This window comes from Streptomyces sp. NPDC058198, assembly GCF_042882605.1.
GTDB lineage: Bacteria > Actinomycetota > Actinomycetes > Streptomycetales > Streptomycetaceae > Streptomyces.
Window position 1 is genome coordinate 129,814 of sequence record NZ_JBHVVP010000003.1, and the last position, 24,432, is coordinate 154,245.

At 68.5% G+C, this 24,432-nt stretch carries 20 protein-coding genes; 6 read left to right on the top strand and 14 right to left on the bottom strand.

The annotated features are described in order from the left end of the window. Positions 1-231 precede the first annotated feature (231 nt). Complete coding sequence (mgrA, locus tag ACFVWW_RS12860; RefSeq protein ID WP_386878434.1) at positions 232-1,269, bottom strand: L-glyceraldehyde 3-phosphate reductase; 1,038 nt, start codon at positions 1,267-1,269, stop codon at positions 232-234. A gap of 148 nt (positions 1,270-1,417) precedes the next feature. Between mgrA and ACFVWW_RS12865 the strand changes: the two genes are divergently transcribed. From ACFVWW_RS12865 to ACFVWW_RS12880, 4 genes are all read left to right on the top strand, one after another. Next, complete coding sequence (locus tag ACFVWW_RS12865) at positions 1,418-2,179, top strand: isoprenyl transferase (RefSeq protein WP_384181193.1); 762 nt, start codon at positions 1,418-1,420, stop codon at positions 2,177-2,179. Positions 2,180-2,549: 370 nt separating this feature from the next. Continuing rightward, positions 2,550-3,872, top strand: coding sequence for a PhoH family protein (locus tag ACFVWW_RS12870; protein WP_384181067.1), 1,323 nt, complete (start codon positions 2,550-2,552; stop codon positions 3,870-3,872). A 389-nt stretch (positions 3,873-4,261) separates the two neighbouring features. Further along, positions 4,262-4,963: a transglycosylase SLT domain-containing protein gene (locus ACFVWW_RS12875; RefSeq protein WP_384181069.1), complete on the top strand. Its 702-nt coding sequence runs from the start codon at positions 4,262-4,264 to the stop codon at positions 4,961-4,963. Positions 4,964-5,101: 138 nt separating this feature from the next. Continuing rightward, entirely contained in the window at positions 5,102-6,475 is a 1,374-nt protein-coding gene (locus tag ACFVWW_RS12880; protein ID WP_386878433.1) for an AI-2E family transporter, read from the top strand. A gap of 108 nt (positions 6,476-6,583) precedes the next feature. Here ACFVWW_RS12880 and ACFVWW_RS12885 read toward each other — a convergent pair whose 3' ends face one another. Both ACFVWW_RS12885 and ACFVWW_RS12890 read right to left on the bottom strand, forming a co-directional pair. Then, positions 6,584-7,132, bottom strand: coding sequence for an alkyl hydroperoxide reductase (locus ACFVWW_RS12885; RefSeq protein ID WP_386878432.1), 549 nt, complete (start codon positions 7,130-7,132; stop codon positions 6,584-6,586). Positions 7,133-7,139: 7 nt separating this feature from the next. Further along, positions 7,140-7,694 (bottom strand): peroxiredoxin, encoded by a 555-nt coding sequence (locus ACFVWW_RS12890; protein WP_384181075.1) that lies wholly within the window; start codon positions 7,692-7,694, stop codon positions 7,140-7,142. Between the two features lie 217 nt (positions 7,695-7,911). Between ACFVWW_RS12890 and ACFVWW_RS12895 the strand changes: the two genes are divergently transcribed. Continuing rightward, positions 7,912-8,865 (top strand): hydrogen peroxide-inducible genes activator, encoded by a 954-nt coding sequence (locus tag ACFVWW_RS12895; RefSeq protein WP_386878502.1) that lies wholly within the window; start codon positions 7,912-7,914, stop codon positions 8,863-8,865. 7 nt (positions 8,866-8,872) lie between these two features. Here ACFVWW_RS12895 and ACFVWW_RS12900 read toward each other — a convergent pair whose 3' ends face one another. The 9 genes from ACFVWW_RS12900 to ACFVWW_RS12940 form a co-directional block, all read right to left on the bottom strand. Further along, the gene (locus ACFVWW_RS12900; protein ID WP_386878431.1) at positions 8,873-9,571 is read right to left on the bottom strand and encodes a hypothetical protein; all 699 of its coding nucleotides are present in this window, start codon (positions 9,569-9,571) and stop codon (positions 8,873-8,875) included. Continuing rightward, the gene (locus ACFVWW_RS12905; RefSeq protein ID WP_386878430.1) at positions 9,564-9,866 is read right to left on the bottom strand and encodes a hypothetical protein; all 303 of its coding nucleotides are present in this window, start codon (positions 9,864-9,866) and stop codon (positions 9,564-9,566) included. Before ACFVWW_RS12905 ends, ACFVWW_RS12900 begins: the two co-directional genes overlap by 8 nt. Before the next feature lie 56 nt (positions 9,867-9,922). Beyond that, positions 9,923-12,313, bottom strand: coding sequence for a glycoside hydrolase domain-containing protein (locus tag ACFVWW_RS12910; RefSeq protein ID WP_386878429.1), 2,391 nt, complete (start codon positions 12,311-12,313; stop codon positions 9,923-9,925). Between the two features lie 57 nt (positions 12,314-12,370). Next, positions 12,371-12,910 (bottom strand): hypothetical protein, encoded by a 540-nt coding sequence (locus ACFVWW_RS12915; RefSeq protein ID WP_386878428.1) that lies wholly within the window; start codon positions 12,908-12,910, stop codon positions 12,371-12,373. Positions 12,911-13,304: 394 nt separating this feature from the next. After that, positions 13,305-15,719: an FtsX-like permease family protein gene (locus ACFVWW_RS12920; RefSeq protein ID WP_386878427.1), complete on the bottom strand. Its 2,415-nt coding sequence runs from the start codon at positions 15,717-15,719 to the stop codon at positions 13,305-13,307. Beyond that, on the bottom strand, positions 15,716-16,402 hold the full coding sequence (locus ACFVWW_RS12925; protein ID WP_386878426.1) for an ABC transporter ATP-binding protein: 687 nt from the start codon (positions 16,400-16,402) through the stop codon (positions 15,716-15,718). The genes ACFVWW_RS12920 and ACFVWW_RS12925 overlap by 4 nt, the downstream gene beginning before the upstream one ends. Beyond that, a complete protein-coding gene (locus ACFVWW_RS12930; protein WP_384181089.1) occupies positions 16,399-16,923 on the bottom strand; it encodes a PadR family transcriptional regulator in 525 nt (174 codons plus the stop codon). The genes ACFVWW_RS12925 and ACFVWW_RS12930 overlap by 4 nt, the downstream gene beginning before the upstream one ends. A gap of 70 nt (positions 16,924-16,993) precedes the next feature. Continuing rightward, positions 16,994-17,269: a hypothetical protein gene (locus tag ACFVWW_RS12935; RefSeq protein WP_386878501.1), complete on the bottom strand. Its 276-nt coding sequence runs from the start codon at positions 17,267-17,269 to the stop codon at positions 16,994-16,996. Then, positions 17,215-18,150 (bottom strand): SPFH domain-containing protein, encoded by a 936-nt coding sequence (locus ACFVWW_RS12940; protein WP_384181091.1) that lies wholly within the window; start codon positions 18,148-18,150, stop codon positions 17,215-17,217. Before ACFVWW_RS12940 ends, ACFVWW_RS12935 begins: the two co-directional genes overlap by 55 nt. 274 nt (positions 18,151-18,424) lie before the next feature. Here ACFVWW_RS12940 and ACFVWW_RS12945 point away from each other — a divergent pair, with 274 nt between their 5' ends. Further along, positions 18,425-20,677, top strand: coding sequence for a transglycosylase domain-containing protein (locus tag ACFVWW_RS12945; RefSeq protein WP_386878425.1), 2,253 nt, complete (start codon positions 18,425-18,427; stop codon positions 20,675-20,677). Positions 20,678-20,781: 104 nt separating this feature from the next. Here ACFVWW_RS12945 and ACFVWW_RS12950 read toward each other — a convergent pair whose 3' ends face one another. Both ACFVWW_RS12950 and ACFVWW_RS12955 read right to left on the bottom strand, forming a co-directional pair. Next, complete coding sequence (locus ACFVWW_RS12950) at positions 20,782-22,245, bottom strand: catalase (RefSeq protein WP_384181095.1); 1,464 nt, start codon at positions 22,243-22,245, stop codon at positions 20,782-20,784. A gap of 151 nt (positions 22,246-22,396) precedes the next feature. Beyond that, complete coding sequence (locus tag ACFVWW_RS12955) at positions 22,397-24,274, bottom strand: SpoIIE family protein phosphatase (protein WP_384181097.1); 1,878 nt, start codon at positions 24,272-24,274, stop codon at positions 22,397-22,399. Between the last annotated feature and the right edge of the window lie 158 nt (positions 24,275-24,432).

A 24,432-nucleotide genomic window follows, 5' to 3' on the forward strand; every position in this document is an offset into this window, starting at 1 on the left:
TTTTCACGGGCTGGACGGGTCTTCCGGAGCGTCATTCCGGCCTGTCCTGGCACGCGTCACCACTTACGAAGGGTTATGGTGGAAACCCCCCCTCGGGCCGGTCCGTATCCCCCCCACGGACCGGCCCGTTTTTTGTGCCGACGCGCAGCCGCACCGACGCGCAGCCGCACCGATGCACCGAGCCGACGCACCGAGCGCCCACGCACCGAGGTGCGCACGCGCCGTGGAGCGTCAGCCCCGGCCGGCCCAGATGTTCGTCCCGGCGGTGTCCACCGCGAAGCTGTCGATCTCCTTGAGCTCCTCGGCCGAGAGCTCCGCCCCGGCCAGCGCCGCGACATTCTCGTCCAGCTGCTTCACGCTGGACGCGCCGATCAGCGCTGATGTCATCCGCGGGTCGCGCAGGACCCACTTCAGCGCCAGCTGCGCCAGGGACTGACCACGCCGCCGCGCGATCTCGTTCAGCCCGTTCAGCCGCCGCGTGACCTCCTCCGACAGCAGATCCGGGTTCAGGGACTTGCCCTGTGTGGCCCGCGACCCCTCCGGAATCCCCTTCAGGTACTTGTTCGTCAGCAGCCCCTGTGCCAGCGGCACGAAGGAGATACAGCCCATCCCGGCCGTCTCCAGGGTGTCCAGCAGCCCGTCGTCCTCGATCCAGCGGTTGATCATCGAATAGGACGGCTGGTGGATGAGTGCCGGAACACCCATCTTCTTGAGCAGCCTGGCCGCCTCCGCGGTCTGCTCCGCGGTGTACGACGACACACCGACGTACAGGGCCTTGCCCTGCTGTACGGCGGACGCCAGCGCCCCCATCGTCTCCTCGAGAGGAGTGTCGGGGTCGAAGCGGTGGGAGTAGAAGATGTCGACGTGGTCGAGCCCCATCCGCTCCAGGGACGCGTCCAGTGAGGACAGCAGGTACTTGCGCGAGCCCCATTCGCCGTAGGGGCCGGGATGCATCAGATAGCCCGCCTTGGTCGAAATGATGAGTTCATCCCGATAGGCGGAGAAATCCTGTGCGAAGATCTTGCCGAAATTCAGCTCGGCGGATCCGGGCGGCGGACCGTAGTTGTTCGCCAGATCGAAGTGCGTGACGCCGAGATCGAAGGCGCGGCGCAGGATCGCGCGCTGCGAATCGAGGGTGCGGTCATCACCGAAGTTGTGCCAGAGGCCGAGGGAGACAGCGGGCAGTTTGAGGCCGCTGCGTCCACTGCGCCGGTACTCCATGGAGTCGTACCGGTCGTCGGCTGCGAGGTAAGCGGGGAAATCAGTCACGGTTCCTTCCCTATCACGGTCCTGTGACAGGCCGGGTTGGGAGACTGCGGGGCCCGCGCAGTAATGTGACGGCTTCGGGGTCCTTGGGCCGGCCCCAGGATCCCGCCAGCGGACGCGCCGGTCCCCATGGAATCGAGAGGTGGACGTAGTGAACGTGCGCGACCTGGTGTATCGGCTCTACGCACGCCGGGTGGAAGGCCGCCTCGATCACGCCCAGGTGCCCAAGCACATCGGTGTCATCCTCGACGGCAACCGTCGCTGGGCCAAGGCGTCCGGCGGTACGACCGAGCAAGGACACAAGGCCGGCGCCAGCAAGATCCAGGAACTGCTCGGCTGGTGCTCCGAGACCAATGTCGAGGTCGTCACCCTCTGGATGCTCTCGACGGACAACTTCGACCGTCCCGAGGAAGAGCTGACTCCCCTCCTCGGCATCATCGAGAGCGCGGTCCGCGCCCTGGCGGCCGACGGCCGCTGGCGGGTGCACCACGTCGGCACGCTCGACCTGCTGCCGTCCCGCACCCAGACCGTGATCAAGGAAGCCGAACAGGCCACCATCGGCAACAAGGGAATACTCGTCAATGTCGCCGTCGGTTACGGCGGCCGGCAGGAGATCGCGGACGCCGTCCGCTCCCTGCTGATGGATCACGCGAGCAAGGGCACCTCCTTCGAGGACCTCGCCGAGATCGTCGACACCGACCTGATCTCCTCGCACCTCTACACGCGCGGCCAGCCCGACCCCGACCTGGTCATCCGCACCAGCGGCGAGCAGCGCCTCTCCGGCTTCATGCTCTGGCAGAGCGCCCATTCGGAGTACTACTTCTGCGAAGTCTTCTGGCCGGCGTTCCGAAAAGTCGATTTTCTGCGTGCCCTGCGTGACTACGCGGCGCGTGGCCGACGCTACGGATCCTGACCTCTCCCCTTCTCCGGCAAGGCCTCCGAGAGTCTTCCGCCCCGCGCCCGCCTGACGTCACCCAGGCACCGGCCGGGCTCTTCACCCGAGGTTCATCCACCGTCCGTCATATGCCATGGCATGGCGGCGCGTGTTCGAGGGCATACCTCCTCCAGGTCGACGTCCGAAAAGTTCTGTCAGTGGATGTCGCATCTCAGCGGACGGCATGGGGCCGTCCGCCCGGGAGGCCCTTTGCACCAGGACGACCGTGCGGTGAGACGTACGGGCGACATGGAGGGCCGGAGCTCGGCCCGCGCATGGGGCCTGAGCCCGGCCCACCCGCCCGCGACGCCGTCGCACCCCGACCTCATCCGAGGGGGTACGTCCTTCCGTGGTGACCAGCACAAAGCGCCGCATGCCCGACAGGCGCACCTACGTTCTCGACACCAGCGTCCTGCTGGCCGATCCGAACGCCATGTCCCGGTTCGACGAGCACGAGGTCGTGCTCCCGATCGTGGTGATTACGGAGTTGGAGGCCAAGAGGCACCATCCGGAGCTCGGGTACTTCGCCCGGCAGGCCCTGCGCCTGCTGGACGACTTCCGTCTCCGGTTCGGCCGTCTCGATGCCCCCATCCCCCTGGGCGACCTGGGCGGCACGCTGCGCGTCGAGCTCAACCACTCTGATCCCGGCATCCTGCCCGCCGGCTTCCGATTGGGGGACAACGACTCACGGATTCTCGCGGTCGCGCGCAATCTGCAGGCCGAGGGGTACGACGTCACCGTCGTCTCCAAGGATCTGCCGCTGCGCATCAAGGCGTCATCGGTCGGACTTCTCGCCGAGGAGTACCGCGCCGAGCTCGCCATCACCGATTCCGGCTGGACGGGGATGAGCGAGCTGTCGCTCGCCGCCGATCAGGTGGATCTCCTGTACTCGGAGGAGACGGTCTACGCCCCCGAGGCGAGCGAGCTGCCCGTGCACACCGGACTGGTGCTCCAGTCCGAGCGCGGCAAGGCGCTCGGGCGGGTCACCGCCGAGGGCAATATCCGGCTCGTCCGCGGCGACCGTGAGGCCTTCGGGATCCACGGCCGCAGCGCCGAGCAGCGGATCGCCCTCGATCTCCTCCTCGACCCGGACATCGGCATCGTGTCGATGGGCGGCCGGGCCGGCACCGGCAAGTCGGCCCTGGCCCTCTGCGCCGGCCTGGAAGCGGTCCTGGAGCGCCGGCAGCATCAGAAGGTGATGGTCTTCAGGCCGCTGTACGCGGTCGGCGGCCAGGAGCTCGGCTATCTGCCCGGCACCGAGGCCGAGAAGATGAGCCCCTGGGCGCAGGCGGTCTTCGACACCCTCTCCGCGGTCGCAGGCCGTGAGGTGATCGAGGAAGTGCTCGGGCGCGGCATGCTCGAAGTGCTGCCGCTCACGCATATCCGCGGCCGCTCCCTGCACGACGCTTTCGTCATCGTCGACGAGGCCCAGTCCCTGGAGCGGAACGTTCTGCTGACGGTTCTGTCCCGTATCGGGGCGAACTCCCGGGTGGTGCTCACGCATGACGTGGCGCAGCGCGACAACCTGCGGGTGGGGCGGTACGACGGAATCGTCGCCGTCGTCGAGAAGCTCAAGGGACATCCGCTCTTCGCGCATGTCACCCTCACCCGCTCCGAGCGCTCGCAGATCGCCGCACTCGTGACCGAAATGTTGGAGGACGGTCAGATCTAGCCCCGTATCACCACAGTTGGCGCCGCCCGGCGAAGCCCGAAAGCTTAGCCGGGCGGCGCTATGCTGTACCGCCATTTCCGTGAATCCGGTGCGGCAAACGGGGTGTGAGCTTTAACACGCAAGGAAGAATTGCCTCGCGGCGTTGCCTTCCGGCAGAGTCTTGCTTCCGTCAGGCCCCGCATGCGGCAACACGCGCACCTTCAGAGGTGCAGCACCACACAACTCAACAACTGCCGCCGCATGCCGCCCGCGCACCACGCGGCAGTCCCCGCAGGGGGGTTGCCCACCGGGCCCGTGTCTCCCCGTGACCCAGTAATGCGGAGACCAGTGCCAGGGGCACGATCGCGTCCGCGAGGTCACGTATGCGGGCGATGCTGGAAGGACACCGTGTGAGCCGGATCTCGGTCCGGGGATTCGCCGTGGCATCGGCCACTGCGGTCACCACCGTCGGCGCCGTCGTGGGTGTCGCCTCGGGCGACCCCCAGGTCTCGGGCGACAATTTCGAGGCGACCGCAGCGGACATGACGCTCCTCGCAGACATCCCCGCAGGCCAGCAGGCGCAGGTGCAGACCGCGTCGCTGACACAGCAGGCCGACGCGCAGGCAGCAGCCGCCGACGCGACCGCGAAGAAGTCAGCCGAGGAATCGGCCCGGATTCAGGCCGCCAAGGACGCGAAGGCGAAGAAGGAAGCCGCTGACGACAAGGTCGAGCGCGAGCGCGCGGCCAAGGAAGCGGAGGAGCGCGCGAGCCGCGACGAGGTGCGTTCCGCCTCCGCTTTCGCCCCGCAGAGCTCCTACAGCGTCTCCCAGGTCCAGGCCATCGCCCGGCAGATGGTCTCGGCCGACCAGTTCCAGTGCTTCAGCAACATCGTGGACCACGAGTCCGGCTGGAACTACAAGGCTCAGAACCCGTCGTCCGGCGCGTACGGCCTCATGCAGGCGCTCCCCGGCTCCAAGATGTCCTCGGCCGGGGCCGACTGGCAGACCAACCCCGCGACGCAGATCAAGTGGGGCCTGAGCTACATGAACTCCGACCGCTACGGCAGCCCCTGTGCCGCCTGGGCGTACTGGCAGGCGAACGGCTGGTACTAGAACCACCCCGGCACGACCGGCGCTCAACCTTCCGAAGCCCCCCACCGTCCTACGGTGGGGGGCTTCGCACGTGTACGGTCGATTCGAACGGCTCCGGGGGAGTGAGTGGAGAGACCGCCTGGGGGAAGAGGGAACGTCATGTCCAAGGTGCCAGCGTGGCTCGGTCGGGTGGGTGCGGAACTGACCCGCATGGGGGAGCGCTTGGACGAGCGCCGGGCCGAGGCCGAGGCCGACGACGGTCCGGCCCCCCGTTCCGCGCCGGAGAGCATCCCGGCGCCGCCCGCGTACGCCCCCGCCGTCGCGGCCAAGCCCGATCCCGTCGCCGCCATCCCCTGGGGGATCCGGGTCGCGGGTGAGGTCGCCTGGCGGCTGCTGGTCCTGGCGGGCATGCTCTATGTACTGATGCGGGTCATCAGCGCCGTACAGCTGGTCGTGCTGGCCTTCGTCGCCGCCCTGCTCATCACGGCGCTGCTCCAGCCCACCGTCGCCCGGCTCAAGGGCCGTGGCGTGCCGCGCGCCCTGGCCACCGCCCTCACCGCCATCGCCGGGTTCGTCCTCATGGGACTGGTCGGCTGGTTCGTCGTGTGGCAGGTCATGGAGAACATCGACGACCTCTCCAACCGGGTCAGGGACGGCATCGACGAGCTGAAGCGCTGGCTGCTGAACAGCCCGTTCCATGTGACCGAAGATCAGATCAACGACATAGCGAAGAGCCTGAGCGACGCCGTCGGCACCAACACCGAGGAGATCACGTCCGCGGGCCTCCAGGGCGTGACCGTGATGGTCGAGCTGCTGACCGGTATGTTCCTCGCGATGTTCTCGACGCTCTTCCTGCTGTACGACGGCAGGAAGATCTGGCACTGGACGCTCAAACTCGTCCCGGCCCAGGCCCGCGAGGGCGTCGCCGGAGCCGGGCCGCGCGCCTGGCGCACGCTCACCGCCTATGTGCGCGGCACGGTGCTGGTGGCTCTGATCGACGCGATCTTCATCGGTCTCGGGCTCTACTTCCTCGATGTCCCGCTGGCGGTCCCGCTGGCCGTCTTCATCTTCCTCGGCGCCTTCATCCCGCTGGTCGGCGCGGTGATCTCGGGCGCCCTGGCCGTGGTCGTGGCACTGGTCACGCAGGACGTGTTCACCGCGTTGATAGTCCTGCTCGTCGTCCTCGCCGTACAGCAGATCGAGGGGCATGTGCTGCAGCCCTTCATCCTGGGCCGCGCGGTACGGGTGCATCCGCTCGCCGTCGTCCTGTCCGTCGCGGCCGGCGGACTGGTCGCGGGCATCGGCGGCGCGGTGGTGGCGGTGCCGCTGGTGGCGGTGACCAATACCGTCGTCGGCTATCTCCGCGCGTACAGCCAGGAACAGGACCTGCGGAACTCGCCCCGGCCGCACGGCGCGACGGCGCTCGACACGGCGCCGACCCCCGCGCCCGTGCCGAAGCCCGTCCCGGTGGCCGCGGCCGCGACCCCCTCGGCCACGCCCGCACCTGCGGAGGCGGCGAACGGCAAGGAGTGATCCCCGGTCCGGCCCCGCCGGCCCCGCCGGCCCCGCTCACGGGATGACCGGCCATACGTAAAGGCCCCGTGGACCTGGTGTCCACGGGGCCTTTGCGTATGTGTGGCGCTACTCGGCGGGAACGGCCTCGGCGAGGACAGCTTCGGCGTCGAGCGTCGTGCCCACCGCCTGGATCACCGAGGCGATCTTGAAGGCTTCCTGGATTGTCTCGCGGTCCACGCCCGCCTTGCGGAGCACCTGCTCGTGCGAGTCGAGGCACTGGCCGCAGCCGTTGACGGCGGAGACGGCGAGCGACCACAGCTCGAAGTCGACCTTCTCCACGCCCGGGTTTCCGATGACGTTCATCCGCAGTCCGGCGCGCAGCGTCCCGTACTCGGGGTCGGACAGCAGATGCCGGGTCCGGTAGAAGACGTTGTTCATCGCCATGATCGCGGCGGCGGACTTGGCGGCGGTGTACGCCTCGGCGCTCAGGTTCGCCCTGGCCTCCGGCTCCAGCTCGCGCAGTACCTTCGCCGAGCGGGAGGCGATGGCGCAGGCCAGCACCGTGCCCCAGAGCTGCTGCCCCGGCAGCTCGCTGTTGCCGATGACCGAGCCGAGGTTCAGTCGCAGATCCTTGGCGTAGTCCGGCAGAGCCGACTTCAGTTCGTCGAGTGCCATCGCCGGATCACTCGCCCGACAGGAGCTTGACCGGGTCGAGAGTCGTCTCGCCCTTGGTCCAGTTGCACGGGCACAGCTCGTCGGTCTGCAGCGCGTCCAGCACCCGCAGGACCTCCTTGGGGTTACGGCCCACGGAACCGGCGGTCACCATCGTGAACTGGATCTCGTTGTTCGGGTCGACGATGAAGACCGCGCGCTGCGCGAAGCCGTCCTCGCCCTCGATGCCCAGGTCGCGCATCAGCTCGTGCTTGGAGTCGGCCAGCATCGGGAAGGGCAGGTCGCGCAGGTCGGGGTGGTCCTTGCGCCAGGCGTGGTGCACGAACTCGGAGTCGCCGGAGAAGCCGAGGATCTGGGCGTCACGGTCGGCGAAGTCCTCGTTCAGCCGGCCGAAGGCCGCGATCTCCGTCGGACACACGAAGGTGAAGTCCTTGGGCCACGCGAAGACGACCTTCCACTTGCCCTCGTAGGTCTTGTGGTTGATCTCCTCGAACTCCTTGCCGCTCTCCAGCGAGACACAGGCGGTCAGTTCGAACGAGGGGAACTTGTCACCAACGGTGAGCACACGCACTCCTTGCGAGGGGAGGAAGTACCTTTTGGGGGCTTCCGGGGGGTGGGACGCATCACTGATGGTGGCACAGAGAACATTGATCATAGAAATAGCTAGACTCGGCTGTCGTGATCGGAGGTACCTATCAGTGGCGTCGATACCAGCCGCGCACCACGTCAGACAGCCCGGCCAGCGAGGCAAACAGCCCAGCCTGTCCCAGCTGCGCGCCTTCATGGCCGTGGCCGAGCATCTGCACTTCCGGGACGCGGCCGCCGCGATCGGGATGAGCCAGCCCGCGCTCTCCGGCGCTGTCTCGGCGTTGGAGGAGGTGCTCGGCGTGCAGCTCGTGGAGCGTACGACCCGGAAGGTGCTGCTCTCCCCGGCCGGTGAACGGCTCACGGTCCGGGCGAAGGCCGTGCTGGACGCGGTCGGCGCGCTGCTGGACGAGGCCGAGGCGGTACGGGCCCCCTTCACCGGACTCCTCAGGCTCGGGGTGATCCCGACGGTGGCGCCGTATCTGCTGCCGACCGTGCTCCGGCTGGTGCACGAGCGCTATCCGGAGCTGGATCTCCAGGTGCACGAGGAGCAGACGTCCTCCCTGCTGGAGGGCCTGGCGGCGGGCCGGCTGGATCTGCTGCTTCTCGCCGTGCCGCTCGGCCGGCCGGGGATCACCGAACTGCCGCTGTTCGAAGAGGACTTCGTACTGGTCGCGCCGGACGGCCACGAGCTGGGCGGGCGGCGGGACCTGCCGCGCGAGGCGCTGCGGGAACTGCCGCTGCTGCTGCTCGACGAGGGGCACTGTCTGCGGGACCAGGCGCTGGACATCTGCCGGGAGGCGGGCCGGGCCGGCGGTGTGCCCGTGACGACCACCGCCGCGGGGCTGTCCACGCTGGTCCAGCTGGTCGCCGGCGGTCTGGGGGTCACGCTGCTGCCGCGTACGGCGGTGCAGGTCGAGACCGGACGCAACGACCAGCTGTCGACGGGGTACTTCGCGGACCCCGCGCCGTCCCGCAGGATCGCGCTGGCGATGCGTACGGGAGCGGCGCGGGGCGGCGAGTTCGAGGCGTTCGCGGACGCCCTGCGGGAGGCACTGAGGGCGCTCCCGGTACGAGTGCTTCCCGCCAGGGCGTCCACGCCTGTCCAGGTCCTGTCCCGCGAAGATCCGCCGGACAGGACCTGGCTCTGAGCGCCGGTCAGGCGGCCTTCTGGCGTCGCTCCAGGGCCTTGGCGGCGCGGCGCCGCTCAGAGGCGGTGGCGTCGATGGAACCGGCGCCCTCGCCCGGCGCCCGGCCCCAGGCGGCGATCTTCCGCGCGGTCCGGGCCAGCCGGGCGTCCCCGGGCTTCACCGCGATCTCGAAGTGGCCTTCCTTCGGGACCTTCTCGTCGCCGCCCCAGCGGACGACGCCCTCGCAGTCCGCGAGGATGTCCCGGATGACGGTCAGCTCGTTCGGGAAGAATCCGCCCTTGGCGCCAACGGGATACATACCGGGCAGGATCGCGACCGCCGTTCCCGAGCGGTAGTTGCTCTCGTAGGGCTCCGTGATCTTCTGGCTGGTAATGGTGTGTCCGGTCACCTCGCCCTTGTCGAGTGTGGTGATCTCGTAGTGGAACCGTCGGAGCACATGCAGGAGCACCGTGGCGACGTCGCCGTCCAGCACCGGGACGGTCAGGGAGCCGGCCCCTTCGACGCGGTGCGACTCCGGTCTTTCGACGACCGGCCAGCCGTTGTCGGTGACGGCCGCGGCGGACTCGGGCGACTCGGCGCTTTCGGCGGCGGTGGCGAGGCCGCTCATGCCGCTCGCCCACAAGGTCGCGCCACCGGCGACGCCCAGTCCCGTGACGAGCACGCGGCGGCGGTCGACGGGGGGAGCCGGGGATACGGGGTCAGTCATGGACAAGCTCCTTCTTCTGCTTGACGGCTGCACGGAGGGCCATGGCGGCGCAGACAACGGCGGCTGCCGCGCACACGAAGAGCACCGGGCCGATCCAGGACGGCACGAGATCGACGGACGTTCCGTCGTTCCACCCGCAGACCGTGGACGGGGGGAAAAGGTCCTGTGTTATCGAATCCGGCCGGTTCGACGGTCCTTTTCCGGACTCCACCCCGCAGATTTTCGCCGCTTGCGTGAAACCGGCGAAAGCCCCCATGAGGTAGACGGGAACAGCGACGCTGATGCTGAGCGCCAAGCCCTTCACCCAGGTCGAGGGCTCCGCGCGGCCGCGGCGGGCTGCGGGGGCGTTGCTCATGTGGAGTCGCCCAGGCTCTCTTTCTGACGGGCGAGATAGCGTGCCTTCATCCGGGATTCCTGACTGGCGCGGTCCTTCAGGGTGTCGGCGAATCCCTGGCAGAATTCGGTGAGCTTGTCCGAGGGCAGCATCCACGGCATGAGTACGGAGCCGTTGCCGCCCGCGTTCTTGCTGATGAGGTACTCGCGCCCCAGCGCGATGGTGGGGTCGATTTCCATGGTCAGCATATAGCGCGTCAAGTTGGTTGCCGTTCCCGTGGACCCACTGAAACGCTTGGTGTAGTAGTCCTGGAAGCGCCGCACGCCGCCGCTGCCCGCGTAGTGATCGCGTATCGCCGTGACGATGTTCTTGCCGCTGCGGACCTGCTCGGCGATCAGATAGCCGTCCGCGTCCTCCACCAGGTCGTTGAACCCGAATGTGGAGTCCACGCCGATCTTTCCGAGCCTGTCCTGACAGTAGGTGTATCCGTTCGGATAGCTGCCGTTGTCGCGCCGCCACTCTCCGTAGAAAGTGAAGATGTCGCCTGCCCAGCCGCCCACATCTCCCGCACCGCCCCGGTCACTGCTGGAGGGCTGCTCCTTGACGTAGTGGGCGTTGGCGGTCGCCATCAAGTGCTCGGCGCCGATGAGGTGTCCCGTGAAGGGATCCGTGAATTCGTCATAGACGAACGCGCCGTGCTCGTTGGCGTAGGAGATGAAGCCTTCGTCCGGGTCGCCGATGAGTGCCCACCACGAGAGGTCTCCGTACTCGCGGTGCCGGACGTACTCCATGACGAGCTGGTCCGGGTCGCCCTTCCCGTAGTCGATGGCCAGCCCGTGCAGCATCTCGATGTAGGAAATGAACGGACCGGCGGGTGAGGCCTGTTTGTTCACACTGTTCTGGCCCTCGTCGGTGCCGGGCCTGTGAGCGTCCTTGTCGAGGTCGTAGGGGCCGTCGGCCGACGGGATATTGCTGATCTCCTTGATCTGTGTGAAGGACCAGTTCGTCGGCATGGGGAAGCCCAGGTTCCCGGAGAACCCCCAGGACATTCCGGAGATGAAGGAATACCGGGCATAGGTCTCCTTCGTGACCTTCGAGCACACGTTCCGCGATCCGTAGACGCCGTGTATGTAGCGCTTCCCCTTGCTGCTCAGCGCGGCCGACACGCCATGGAAATAGGGGATGATATTGGATGCGATCTCTTCGCTGGTCGCGTCGTAGTCCACCGCGAAATATATGACGGTGGAGCGGTTGAAGCCGTAGAAGGAGGCACGCTCGTGCGCCAGCAGCCCGTGCTGATAGCCCTTCGGATAATCGAAGTCCGAGAGGAGACGTCCGTTGTCCTGGAAGATGGGGAATACGTTCAGACCGGCCTTGAAGATATTGTCCAGCTCGCCGGGCTTGATGTACTTGTCTATGCTGTTCGGCGGCTGGTAGAGATAGCGTCCGACATAACGATGGCCCCCGTCGTAGAGATCACTGCCGATGGCGGGGGTGATGGTGAAGCGGGTGTCGCACCCGGGGACCACGCGGTCCGGGTCACCCGTCGACACCAGCAGCTGGGCCCAGGTCGCGAAGTTGCCGCGTTCCGACACCGCCAGGCTCGAGAACTTCTGGAACTCTTTGACGAATGTGCGAAGGGAGGAGTCGAACGTGCTCTTGAACGACGTGATGTAGCTCGTGGAACCGGTGTAGACAGGCTCGTTGAAGACGCAGGCGGCGGAGAAGATCTGGACGAAGACGCCGGAGTCTCCCTCGGCCACGGTGTGGTTCTTCAAGCCCGCCTTGGTCCCTTCTCCGAAGTTTCCGGTGACCTGGTCCTCGGGGATGCCGAGCTCGTACTGGATGGCCTTCATGAGCGCGGTCTGGACGTCACGCGAATAGATGCCGTCGCAGGGGCCCACATAGAACGTCGACTTGCTGAAGTATCTGCCGTTGAGCCAGCGCTGGATCTCCCGGACCTTTTCCGAGCCGCTCGTCAGGAGGACATAGGCGTCCATGGAGAGCAGGGCCTTGAAGACCTTGGGCTGTACCAAGCCGTTCGTGTCGTCGAGGCCGGCATTGCGCTTGAGCGAGGCGACCGACAGCATCACGTCGATGTTGTACGTCCCCTCGCCGTCACCGCCCCAGTAGCCTTTGCAGAACAGGGCGTGCTGGACGATCTTCCTGATGTTGGCATTCGGCTCGTCGAAGCCGATGTCGCCGCGAGCGGCCAGCTTCGACAGTGTGGTGGGGCCGAAGCTGTCGGAGAGGGTGGTGATTCCCAATTCGTGCTGCAGCGCGCGGGTCAGGGAGTACATCGTCGCCCAGCCGGTGGTGCCGGTCTCCGGGCACAGGGAGTACTGCGGAACCTTTCCGTAATACGTGGCGTTGACCCACTTCTGCGCGGCAAGGACCTTCTCGTCCACTTCAGGGTCTCCTTCGAGGTGTCTGGTTCGCAGAGCACGGCCCGGGCGGGACAGCCCTTAGTTGCAGGCGGTCGCTCCCCGGATTGCGTTGATGAGCGAGGTCGAGGAGGAAGAGGTGTTCTTCATGATCGCGGTAATGTCGCCGCACATCGCGTTGGTGAGGTGGACGGGGCCGGCGTACTGACTGAAATTGCCCTCGTCCTGAGCACACGCGCCACCGACGGTGTTGGGGCATATCTTGAGCTTCATGTACTTGGTGGCGCCGGTGTTGTTGTCGAAAATGGCACAGGCGTCCCACCGCGAGCCGGTCATCTTGGTGTAGCTGAAGAGAGTGCCCAGTCGGTTCTCGGCGGTGGGCAGCCGCTCCGCGTAACGGAGTTCATAACCGGTTCCGCACTCGACCGCTGCCGCCTGTGCGGCCTGCGGGTCCGCCGCCGCGACGGCTCTGGTATCGGCATTCGCCCCGGCGTTGAGCTTGACGCCGGCTGACGGGCCATTGATCGCCACGGCCTGAGGAGTTGTCAGAGCGAGGCATCCGACGACCGCCACGAGGAGGGCGAGGGTCGAACGCAGAAGGAGCTTGATTTCTTTGGTCATCCGAATATCACCTGTCGTTACGTTGAATTGGCCGAATCACGTACAGGTGGCGCGAAAACTCAGCAAGAACGGATTTACTCCCGCACGCCAGAGAGAGCTTAAGAGTGCACCGACGGGGCGTCAGGTGGTTTTTTCGCGTGCTCGTTCATGATGGAGATGTGAGGAAGCTGTGCGTAGTTGCCGTGCGCGTTCCGTATGGTCATCTCTGGTGATCAAGCGGGCGCCCGCGTTATGCGTTCGTGACTGTCCGTCGCGAGGCGAGTGCGAGGTGTGAAGCCAGTCACATGCGGGGGCCTGAGCCCCGGAGGCCGGAATGGCGGCGGGTGCCGGGCTGGAATCTTCGGCCCGGCACCCGCGTTACGTCACTCCGCCGTCAGATCGCCCGGCCGTCGGGTCACTCCGACCGCAGGCCCTCCGGCCGCATCATCCGCCACAGCGGCGGCATGCTGGCCGCCGTCACCAGCAGGATCACCGCGACGCCCGTGCCCGCGAAGGGAAGGAAGATCCATGGGTCGGTGACCTGTTTGGCGATCATGTGCAGTAGTACGGCTCCGAGGGTCAGCCCGCCCGCGACAGCCAGCGCCGTGCCGAGCACGACCGGTACGGCGGTCTGCCACAGCACCGACCAGACGAGCGTCGACCGGCGCGTGCCGAAGGCCACCAGCACCGACAGCAGGCGCTTGCGCTCCCGCAGTTGCTCGATCTGGGAGACGAGCATGCTCGCGGCGATCAGCGCCACAGTGGCCGTGCCGCCGATCAGCAGCCCGGTCTGCACGCTGGCGTACTGCTTGTCCCGCTCGACGTCCTTGACCGTGCGCACCCGCATCGTCGGGTCGAGCCGGGCCGCGGTGTTGCGTACGTACTCCTCGGCGTCCGGCACCCGGTCGTCGACCCGGAGTGTGGCGGTGGTCGAGGCCAGGGGCATCCGCCTCGGGTCGAGCGCCCCCGGGGTGGCGAAGATGCCGTCGATCTCGCGGCCCACGGGGTCCGTCCTGGCCTCGACCGTCCGGGCCGAAGCGGGCAGCGTCCACCGCACCGGCTTCGAACCGTCGTCCACGGAGCGGGTGTTGAGATCGACAGGCTTTCCGGGGCGGGCCGTCTCGTCCACCCAGTCGTTGCCCTCCTTCTGCCCGCGGATATGGGACACGAAGGCGTCCCCGTCCCGGCAGGACGGCAGCGCGGCGAGTTCCCGCAGGGTGGCGCAGGTGCCGATGGTCAGGGTGGTGGTGGGCTGGATCTCGTACGGGCCCACGGCGCCCGGCCGGGTCACATAGCTCTCGACCGTGCCGATGACCGCCGTGACCCCCTTGGTGCCGCGGAAGTCGTCGATCATCCGCTGGGCCAGCTTCCCGTCACCGGCCGAGGCGGAGACGGTGATGTTCGCCCGTGTCGGGTCCTGGCCGGTGGGCCTGAGGAAGTCCTCGTGCATCCCGGCGAACATCATCTGCAGGGCGATGGCGCCCGCCACCGCCACGGTGATACCGCTGACCGCGCGCGTCGCGGAGCCGCTGCTCAGCTGGAGCCTGCGGGCGGCGAGCTGCCAGGGCACGGGCCCGCCGCGCAGCAGCGACACGACCGCCTCGACCAGCCAGGGCAGCAGTGTGGTCAGCCCGACCAGTACCAGGATCGCGCCGGCCGCGATGGGGTACGGATCGGCCACGTTCCCCTCCCGGACCGTCCCGATCATGGCCAGGACCGCGATCCCGGAGAGGGGCATCAGCAGCCGCCACCACAGCCGGCGGCGCCGGGGCCGGATGTTCCGTACGACACCCAGCGGCTCGATGGCGACCGAGCGCAGCGCGACCAGCGTCACCACTACGGCCGCGACCGGTACGGACAGCACGATCAGCGTGGCGAGCGCCGGGACCGGGACCAGATCGGCCGGGAAGGCGCTCAGATTCCACAGTTGTACCCCGCCCGCCAGCGGCCGCGCCGCCAGGAAGACCCCGAGCCCGACGACGAGTCCCAGCACCGCGCCGAAGAGGGCCTCTCCGGCGGCGATGCGCCGGGTCATCGCGATGTCGGTGCCCACCAGCCGCAGCGCGGCGAGCCTGCGATCCCTGCGGTCGCCGCCGAAGCGGACGGCGGTGGCGATGAAGATGGCCACCGGCACCAGCAGGACGACACAGATCATGACGACCAGGACCACCAGGAGCGGGTGCAGCGGCTCGCGTGCGTCGTCGGAGCCGTAACCGGCCGTCCGGTTGCCGCCCATGGCGGGGGTCAGGGTGTCGCTGCCCGCGTAGTAGAAGAGCTCCTCCGGGCCGAGCAGGCCCTCGTCGGCGATGGTGCCGACGACGCGGTGGCCGAGCCGCTCCTTGAGCAGGGCGCCGTCAGGTGAGCCGAGCAGATCCCGCAGGGCGGGGGAGACCACCATCGCGCCGGGGCCCGGCAGTTGCGCGACGCCGGGCGGCAGCGGTGGCCTCGCACCGTCCGGACGCAGCAGCTGACCGCCGACGGTGTCGCCGCGGTACTCGGTCCCGGCGTCGATCCACACGAGGGTCGTGTCCGAGGGCCGCACCCACGCCTCGGACATCGCGTTGGGGGTGGTGCGGGCGCTGACCCGCTCGCTCCGGGCGTCGATCACCTGCGGTACGGACGCGGCGAAGAAGAGCAGCGCGACGCCGAGGCCGACCCCCAGGCCCGTCAGCAGCGTACGGACCCAGCCCTCGCGTCCACCGGCCGCGGCGAACCGTATGCCGAGCCCGAGGTCACGGATCCGGCCGCCGAAGCCGCGGCGCGCGCGGTCCGACGGGGCGCCGGGCGGGGGGCCGGGCGCGGGTGCTTTCCGGTGACCGAGGAGCGTCATAGGGCGTACTCCGGGTCGCGGGATTTTCCGTCGCGTACGACGACCTCGCGATCCGAGTAGGCGGCGACCCGCGCCTCATGGGTCACCAGCACGACGGCGGTGTTGGCGGACCTGGCCGCGTCGGTGAGCAGCTCCATCACCCGCTCACCGTTGAGGGAGTCGAGGGCGCCGGTCGGCTCGTCGGCGAAGATGACGCGCGGGGAGGTGACCAGCGAACGGGCGACCGCGACGCGCTGGCCCTGTCCGCCGGAGACCTCGCCGGGGCGCTTGGACCCCAGGTCGGCGACCTCCAGCCGCTCCATCCACTCCAGGGCGGAGCGCTCGGCGTCCCTGCGACGGGTGCCGGTGAGCCGCAGGGGCAGTGCCACGTTCTCCACGCAGGTCAGTTCGGGCACGAGCTGACCGAACTGGAAGACGAAGCCGAATTCGGTACGGCGCAGGGTGCTGCGCTCGGTGTCCGTCATCTCGGTCAGCGAGCGGTCGCGGTAGGCGATGGCGCCCGAGTCGGGACGGACGATCCCCGCCAGGCAGTGCAGCAGGGTCGACTTGCCCGACCCCGACGGGCCCATGACCGCGACGACCTCGCCGGGGTGGATGGAGAACGAGGCGCCGTCGAGCGCGGGGGTCGGGCCGTAGGTCTTGTGCAGATCGTGGGCCACGAGCAGCGAGCCGGCGGGCGTCATGAACGCACCTCCTCGGCGAGCTTGTCCAGCCGGGCGGCGGCCAGCTCCAGCCAGCGCAGATCCGCCTCCAGATGGAACAGCGCGTGGTCGCAGATCAGCTGATCCGCGAGATCGCCCTTGCGCTTACGGTCCGTCAGGACGCGCATCAGCCGCAGATGCTCGGCGCGCTGGCTGTCGAGCAGGTCGGCGGCGCTGCGGCCGGTGAGCAGCGCGAGGACGACCTTCGTGTAGAGGGTCGACTGGAGGTACGGCTCCGGCTTCTCCGGCTGGGTGAGCCACTGGGCGACATCGGTGACACCGGCCTCGGTGATCGCGTACCGCTTGCGCTCGGGGCCGCCGCCGGCCTCTACTCCGTCGACCTCGACGAGTCCGTTCTTCAGCAGCCGGGACATGGTCGAGTAGACCTGCCCGTAGTGGAGGGGACGGTCGTGGCCGAATCGTTCGTCGAAGGCCCGCTTGAGGTCGTAGCCGTGACGCGGTCCGGACTCCAGGAGCCCAAGGAGGGTGTGCCCGATTGACATGCCGCCGACTATACAACGTGTTTATAGTGGAGGCCGGGGCTCGGGCCCCGGCCCCGCGGCCGCCTCGCGCTCAGCCTTCCACGGCGTCCGGTGTTGGCTCGGGGGGTTTTCGGGGGCGGCCGCGGCGGGGGATCGGGGCCGCGTTGCCGGGGAGGCGGCCCGCCTCCGCCAGGGCCCGGCGGAGCAGGAACTCGATCTGTGCGTTGGCGCTGCGCAGCTCGTCGGACGCCCAGCGGGCCAGGGCGTCGTACACCGCCGGATCCAGTCGCAGGAGAACCTGCTTGCGTTCGGTCACTGGTAGAGAGTGCCTGTGTTCACGACCGGCTGTGCGGCGCGGTCCCCGCAGAGCACGACCAGCAGATTGCTCACCATCGCGGCCTTGCGCTCCGAATCCAGCTCGACGATGTCCTGCTCGGTGAGCCGGGTGAGGGCCGCCTCGACCATGCCGACCGCGCCGTCCACGATCAGCCGGCGGGCCGCGACGACGGCGCCCGCCTGCTGGCGCTGGAGCATCGCGGACGCGATCTCGGGGGCGTACGCGAGATGCGTGAAGCGGGACTCGATGATGTGGACACCGGCCGCCTCGACGCGGGCGTGCAGCTCGACGGCCAGCTTCTCGGTGATCTCCTCGGCGTTGCCGCGCAGCGAGAGCCCGTCCTCGTCATGGGCGTCGTACGGGTACTCGATGGCGATGTGGCGCACCGCGGCCTCGGTCTGGGTGGAGACGAACTCCAGGAAGTCGTCCACCTCGAACATGGCCTGCGCGGTGTCCTCGACCCGCCAGACCACCACCGCGGCCAGCTCGATCGGGTTGCCGTAGGCATCGTTGACCTTGAGGACCGCGGTCTCGTGGTTCCGTACCCGCGTCGAGATCTTGGCGCGCGAGGTGAGCGGGTTCACCCAGCGCAGCCCGTCGGTCCGGATCGTGCCGCGGTAGCGGCCGAAGAGCTGGACGACCCTGGCCTCGCCCGGCGCCACCATGTTCAGTCCGCACATCGCGAAGAACGCGGCGATCCCTATCAGTACGCCGATCACGATCAGCGCCGCCTTCGGACCGGCCGAGGCGAGCGTGGCGCCGAATACGACCAGGCCGACGCCGGCGACGAGGCCGAGCAGTCCGAGCAGCAGGGCGAGGCCGCCGCCGATGTTGTGGGCGGAGAATTCCCGGACCCGTGGTGCGGGCATCTCGGGCAGGTCGTCCGGCGTGGTGGTGCTGGTGGAAGGCATGGTCGTTCCCCGTTCCGCTCACTGTTCCGCCGTCCGGCGGTAGCTAGCATTGTGATTACACATTAACGGATGCCGCAACCCTCCGGCCCTCTCGTGAGTCGGTTCCAGTGAAGGGGGTGCTGATTGTCACGACCCAAAAGACCGGATCGGCGCCCTTTGTCATAGCGAGCGGTGTTAGCTTTCTGAGCTGATTCCGATGGGTGAGAGCTGCGAACGAGTCCTGACGACGAGAACGAGTCCTGACGACGAGACCTGAGAGCGGAGCGACACGGCGATGGGCCGAGCTGAAGCCAGAGAGGCCCGGCAGCGCGGAACGCGCCGGGCGCCGAAAGAGGGCGGCATACGCCGCTTCTTCACGCCGAAGAAGCTGCTGGGCACCTTCTTCGGCCTCTGCCTGCTCGCCATGGGCGGCTTCTTCGTGATCTACCTGGTGGTCCCCGTCCCGACCGCCAACGCGCAGGCCGAGATGCAGAGCAACGTCTACAAGTTCAGCGATGGCAAGATCCTCGCCCGTACCGGCAAGATCAACCGCGAGATCGTCGGCCTCGAACAGATACCCAAGGAAGTCCAGCGGTCCTTCGTCGCCGCCGAGAACAAGACCTTCTACAAGGACTCGGGCGTCGACATCAAGGGCACGACCCGCGGTCTGATGAACACGCTCTCCGGCAAGGGCAAGCAGGGTGGTTCGACCATCACCCAGCAGTACGTCAAGAACTACTACCTGAATCAGGACCAGACGGTCACCCGCAAGCTCAAGGAGCTGGTGATCTCCCTGAAGGTGGACCGGAAGATGAGCAAGAACGAGATCCTCGCCGGGTACATCAACACCAGCTATTACGGGCGCGGTGCGTACGGCATCCAGGCGGCGGCCCAGGCCTACTACGGCATCGACGCCGCCAAGCTGAACGCCGCGCAGGGCGCGTATCTCGCCGCGCTGCTCCAGGCCCCCAGCCAGTACGACTGGGCTGCGGCCACCGACACCGGCAAGAGGCTGGTCACCGAGCGCTGGAACTATGTCCTCGACAACATGGTCGAGCAGCACTGGCTGGACGCCTCGGTCCGCCAGGGCCTGAAGTTCCCCGTACCGCACGCGCCCAAGGCCGCCCCCGGTATGGAGGGCCAGACCGGCTATCTCGTCGAGGCCGCCAATGACGAACTCGCCCGCCAGGGCGTCGACAAGGCGGACATCGACGCCGGCGGCTGGACGATCACCCTCAACATCGACGAGAAGCGGCAGAAGGCGCTCGTCTCCTCGGTCGAAAAGCAGCTCGAAGACAAGATCGACCGCAAGAAGAACAAGACAGATGCCACGGTGCAGGCCGGTGCGACCTCCGTCGACCCGAAGACCGGACGGGTGGTCGCGCTCTACGGCGGCGTGGGCGCCACCCAGCACTGGATCTCCAACGCCACCCGCTCCGACTACCAGCCCGCCTCGACCTTCAAGCCGGTCGTGCTCGCCTCCGCGCTGGAGAACGGCTCCGAGACGCAGGACGGCCGGAAGATCGACACCGGCACGGTGTACGACGGCACCAGCAAGCGGCCGGTCGTGGGCAGCGACACCCCCTTCAACCCGATGAACGAGGACGACCGCGACTACGGCGACGTCGATGTCAGCACCGCGATGAACCGGTCCATCAACTCCGTCTTCGCGCAGATGGTCGTCGACGTCGGCCCCGGCAAGGTGAAGCGGACCGCGCTGGACCTCGGGATGCGGGACAAGAACTTCCCCGAGCGTCCCGCCATCACGCTCGGCACGATGAACGCCTCCACCTGGGACATGGCGGGGGTCTACGCGACCCTCGACAACCACGGCAGGAAGATCACGCCGACGATTCTGAAGTCCGCCGAGCACAAGGACCGTACGGTCGAACTGCCCGATCCGGTGGGCAAGCAGGTGGTCAGCCGGCAGACGGCAGACACCGTGACCCATGTCCTGCAGGGCGTCGTCGACAACGGTTCGGGCGCCGAGGCCGATTCCTCCGCCTACGACGCGGCGGGCAAGACCGGTACCTCGGAGAACAACAAATCCGCGTGGTTCGCCGGCTACACCCCGGAGCTCACCACGGTCGTCGCGCTGTTCGGCGAGTCGACCAAGGAGGGCGGCGGTCAGGTCACCCTGACCGGCACCGCCAACTCGGGCCGCGCCAACGGCGGTGGCTTCCCCGCCAGGATCTGGGCGAACTACACGCTGGGCGCGCTGAACGGCGGCTCCGACGCGCGGTTCGACCTGGACGTCGCGGAGCCCGTACGCAAGGCGCCGACGACGACGCCGAGCGAGACCGCACCGGAGCAGACGCCGAGCGAGACGCCGTCGGAGACCGCCCCGTCGCAGGAGCCCGACCCCACCGAGAGCCCGAGCGAGTCGGCGCCCGAGACGCCCCAGGAGACACCGCCTGTCACGCCGCCCACCGAGCCGGACGACGGCGGGATCCCGGACGGCACCGGAGGCCCCGGCGGCGCGGAGAGCGGCGGGCCCCCGGGCGCCGACGGCCTGCCCCGCCGTGACTCGGCGCCACTGCTCGGCTGAGACCGGGACGCGCTGAGACCGGGACGCGCTGAGACCGGGACGCAGCGCCGGCCCCGGTGGACGCACACGCGTCCGCCGGGGCCGGCGTCGTACAGCGGGGCAGGTCAGCCGCCGTTCGCCCGCTTGGCGATCCGGTCGCCGATCACCTTGTCGATGTTCCGCCAGTACTGGAGCGCCCGGTCCAGGACCGGCCGGGACACGCCCTGCGCCAGATGGCCCGCGACGTTCGACACCAGCCGGTCGCGCTGCGCGTCGTCCAGTACCTGGCGGACCTGTGTGCCCGCCTGGCCCCAGTCGTCGTCCTCGCGGTGCAGCCGGTACGCCTCGCGCACCATCTCGCCCGCCGCCGCCCAGCCCGCCGGGTCGCCGAACCTCTCCACGTCGGCCGCGGGGCCGCCGTACGAGTTCGGTGCGTACGGCATCGCCGTGTTCGACGGCTCGTACCGCATCGGACCGTCCTTGGCGTACGAGTTCACCTGCGTACGCGCCCTGTTGGGCGGCAGCTGGGTGTAGTTCGGGCCGATCCGGTAGCGGTGCGTGTCCGGGTACGAGAAGAGCCGGCCGAGCAGCATCTTGTCCGGGGACGGGCCGATGCCCGGCACCAGGTTCGACGGCTCGAAGGCGGCCTGCTCGATATGGACGAAGAAGTTGTCCGGGTTCTGGTTGAGGGTCATCCGCCCGACGTCGATCAGGGGATAGTCGCTGTGCGGCCACACCTTGGTCAGATCGAACGGATTGAAGCGGTAGTCGGCCGCGGCCTCGAACGGCATGATCTGGACCTTCAGGCTCCAGGTCGGCGCGTTCCCGGACTCGATGGACTCGTACAGGTCCCGGCGGTGGTGGTCACCGTCCGAGCCGGCCATCTCATCGGCGTCGGCCTGGGCGAGATAGCCGATGCCCTGATCGGTCTTGAAGTGGTATTTCACCCAGAACCGCTCGCCGCCGCCGTTCACCCACATATAGGTGTGCGAGCTGTAGCCGTTCATATGCCGGAAGGAGCTGGGGATGCCACGGTCGCCCATCAGCCACGTCACCTGGTGCGCGGACTCGGGCGAGAGGGTCCAGAAGTCCCACTGCATGTCGTTGCTGCGCAGCCCGGTGGCCGGGTGGCGCTTCTGGGAGCGGATGAAGTCCTGGAATTTGATCGGGTCGCGTACGAAGAAGACCGGCGTGTTGTTGCCGACCATGTCGTAGTTGCCATGTTCTGTGTAGAACTTGAGTGCGAAGCCACGAGGGTCACGCCAGGTGTCCGGGGAGCCGAGCTCACCGGCGACCGTCGAGAAACGGGCCAGCATATCGGTGCGTTTGCCCGGCTGGAAAAGGTCGGCCTTGGTGAACTGGCTGACGTCGTTCGTCACTTCGAAGACGCCGTAAGCGCCCGCGCCCTTGGCGTGGACCACTCGCTCGGGAACCCGTTCGCGGTTGAACTGGGCCATTTTCTCGATGAGGTAGTGGTCCTGCATCAGGATCGGGCCGTCGGGGCTGATGGTGAGCGAGTGTTCGTCGCTCTCCACCGGGATGCCGACGTTATTCGTCGTGTACGGAGTCTTGGGGGGTGACTCGGTCACGAGGTCCTCCCGTCGATAGAGGGCCCGGGCAACCGGGGGCAACCCGGGGGACGACAGTGGTCATATCGGTCGCATGCCCCAGTGAACCTCTACGACACCCCGTCGGCAACATTTGGATCAGGGCCAACTCTGTCCCGGTGCGCGGTCCGGACTATGTCCGGGTCGAGACCTCGAACCAGACGACCTTGCCGGTGGAGAGCCGGGTCGCTCCCCATCGCCGCGCCAGCCGGTTGACCAGGAACAATCCCCGTCCGCCCTCGTCCGTGTCACGGGCCCGCCGCTGCCTGGGCAGCTGCGGCGAATCGTCTCCGACCTCGCAGCGCAGTACGTCCGTACGGAGCAGCCGCAGCGTCACCGGACGCTCCGCGTACCGCACGGCATTGGTCACGACCTCGCTGATCAGCAGCTCGACCGAGTCGCTCAGCTCCTCCAGGTCCCAGCGGGCCAGCGCCCGCCTGGCCAGTCGCCTGGCCCGGCCCGGCGCCGCGTCCTCCGGCTCCAGGAACCAGTACGCCACGTCGCTCGGCGCGATCCCGTCGAAGCGGGCCGCGAGCAGCGCGATGTCGTCGTCACGGTCGCCGGGGCCGAGGACATCGAGGACGTCGTCGCAGAGCGCCTCCAGCGGCGGAGAGTGATCGGGACCAGTCAGCTGCGCGGTGGCCGCGAGCCGCTCCCGCAGCTGCTCTATCCCCGTCCACACATCACGCAGCCGCGACTCGACGAGCCCGTCCGTATAGAGGAGCAGGGTCGCTCCGGCGGGCGCGTCCAGCTCGACGGCCTCGAAGTCCACCCCGCCGACCCCGATCGGCGCCCCGGGCGGCACCCGGAGCACCTCGGCGCGGCCGCCCAGATGCAGAAGTATGGGCGGCGGATGGCCGGCGTTGGCGATGGTGATCCGGTGCGATACGGGGTCGTACACCGCGTAGAGACAGGTCGCCATCCGGTCGGTGCCGAGCCGCTGGGCCTGCTCGTCCAGGTGGTGCAGCACCTCCTGCGGCGGCAGATCGAGACCGGCGAGGGTCTGCGCGGTCGTGCGCAGCTGACCCATGATCGCCGCGGAGGTCATGGAGTGGCCCATGACATCGCCGACGACCAGGGCGACGCGGCTGCCCGGCAGCGGGATCGCGTCGTACCAGTCGCCGCCGACCCGGGCGGTCTCGGCCGCCGGCAGATAGCGGGAGGCGAGCCGCACCCCCGTCGGCTGGGGGAGGTTCTCCGGCAGCATCGTGCGCTGCAGTTCGTCGGCGATGTACGCCTCGCGTCCGTACAGCACCGCCTTGTCGATCCCCAGCGCCGTGTGCGTCGCCAGCTGCGCCGCGACCAGCAGATCGTTCGGCTCGAAGGCGGCCCGGTCGGGCCTGCGCAGGAAGACCGCCGCGCCGATGACCCGCCGCCGGCCGCGCAGCGGCGCGAGGATCGCGCGATGCCCGGTCGGTACGGTGCGGTCGGCGCCCAGCAGCTCGGGCAGCGCGGCGCGGGCCGCGGCCGAGTCCCCGAAGACGGGGCGCACGCCTCGCAGCACCTCGGACAGCGCACCGCCCGCGTGCACCTGGCACAGCTCGGCGGCCGGCATCACATCGGACTGCGGGTCGAGGATCGGCAGCCGGGCCCCGTCGGCGATCCGCAGCGGGATACCGCCGCCGTTCTCGGGATCCTCGTCGGTCAGCCGCAGCCGGTCCGTGCGCCGCAGCCGCAGGACGAACGGCGCCACCGGCCGCTCGTCGCCGACGGGCAGCGGGTCACGGAGATAGACGAGTATCGCGTCGGAGAACGTCGGGACGGTCGCCCGGCACAGCCCGAGCACGATCTCGTCCAGGTCTATGCCGCGCGCGATACGGCGGGTGGCGGCTCCCACGAAGCGCAGCCGGTCACCCTCGCGCCGCGCGGTCGCCGCGGGATCGGGCGCGGGCGCCGGCACCGAGGGCTGGGCGACGGCGGAGGCGGACCCGTCCTGCCGCGGCCGCGTGCGTTCCTGCGACCGGGCAACCAGGGGCTGCCGGCCTTCGTGGGAGGGGGGATGCTCCGTCACGCGTGGGATTCCGTCCGTCCGGGCCGGTGGTGCGATGCGAGCGCTTCGACAGGGTGGCAGTCTTCCCGCACTGCCCCACCCCCCTCGTTGTGGCTCACGGTCGTTGTGTCCTGCGGTCGTAGCGGCTAACGGTGTGACGTGGTGTGACTGATGGTCAG

Coding starts and splice junctions, on each gene's coding strand:
- ACFVWW_RS12945 (WP_386878425.1), top strand. CDS start 18,425: ATGGGCCGAGCTGAAGCCAGAGAGGCCCGGCAGCGCGGAACGCGCCGG.
- ACFVWW_RS12940 (WP_384181091.1), bottom strand. CDS start 18,150: ATGCCTTCCACCAGCACCACCACGCCGGACGACCTGCCCGAGATGCCC.
- ACFVWW_RS12925 (WP_386878426.1), bottom strand. CDS start 16,402: ATGACGCCCGCCGGCTCGCTGCTCGTGGCCCACGATCTGCACAAGACC.
- ACFVWW_RS12920 (WP_386878427.1), bottom strand. CDS start 15,719: ATGACGCTCCTCGGTCACCGGAAAGCACCCGCGCCCGGCCCCCCGCCC.
- ACFVWW_RS12880 (WP_386878433.1), top strand. CDS start 5,102: ATGTCCAAGGTGCCAGCGTGGCTCGGTCGGGTGGGTGCGGAACTGACC.
- ACFVWW_RS12900 (WP_386878431.1), bottom strand. CDS start 9,571: ATGACTGACCCCGTATCCCCGGCTCCCCCCGTCGACCGCCGCCGCGTG.
- ACFVWW_RS12930 (WP_384181089.1), bottom strand. CDS start 16,923: ATGTCAATCGGGCACACCCTCCTTGGGCTCCTGGAGTCCGGACCGCGT.
- ACFVWW_RS12885 (WP_386878432.1), bottom strand. CDS start 7,132: ATGGCACTCGACGAACTGAAGTCGGCTCTGCCGGACTACGCCAAGGAT.
- ACFVWW_RS12895 (WP_386878502.1), top strand. CDS start 7,912: ATGGCCGTGGCCGAGCATCTGCACTTCCGGGACGCGGCCGCCGCGATC.
- ACFVWW_RS12915 (WP_386878428.1), bottom strand. CDS start 12,910: ATGACCAAAGAAATCAAGCTCCTTCTGCGTTCGACCCTCGCCCTCCTC.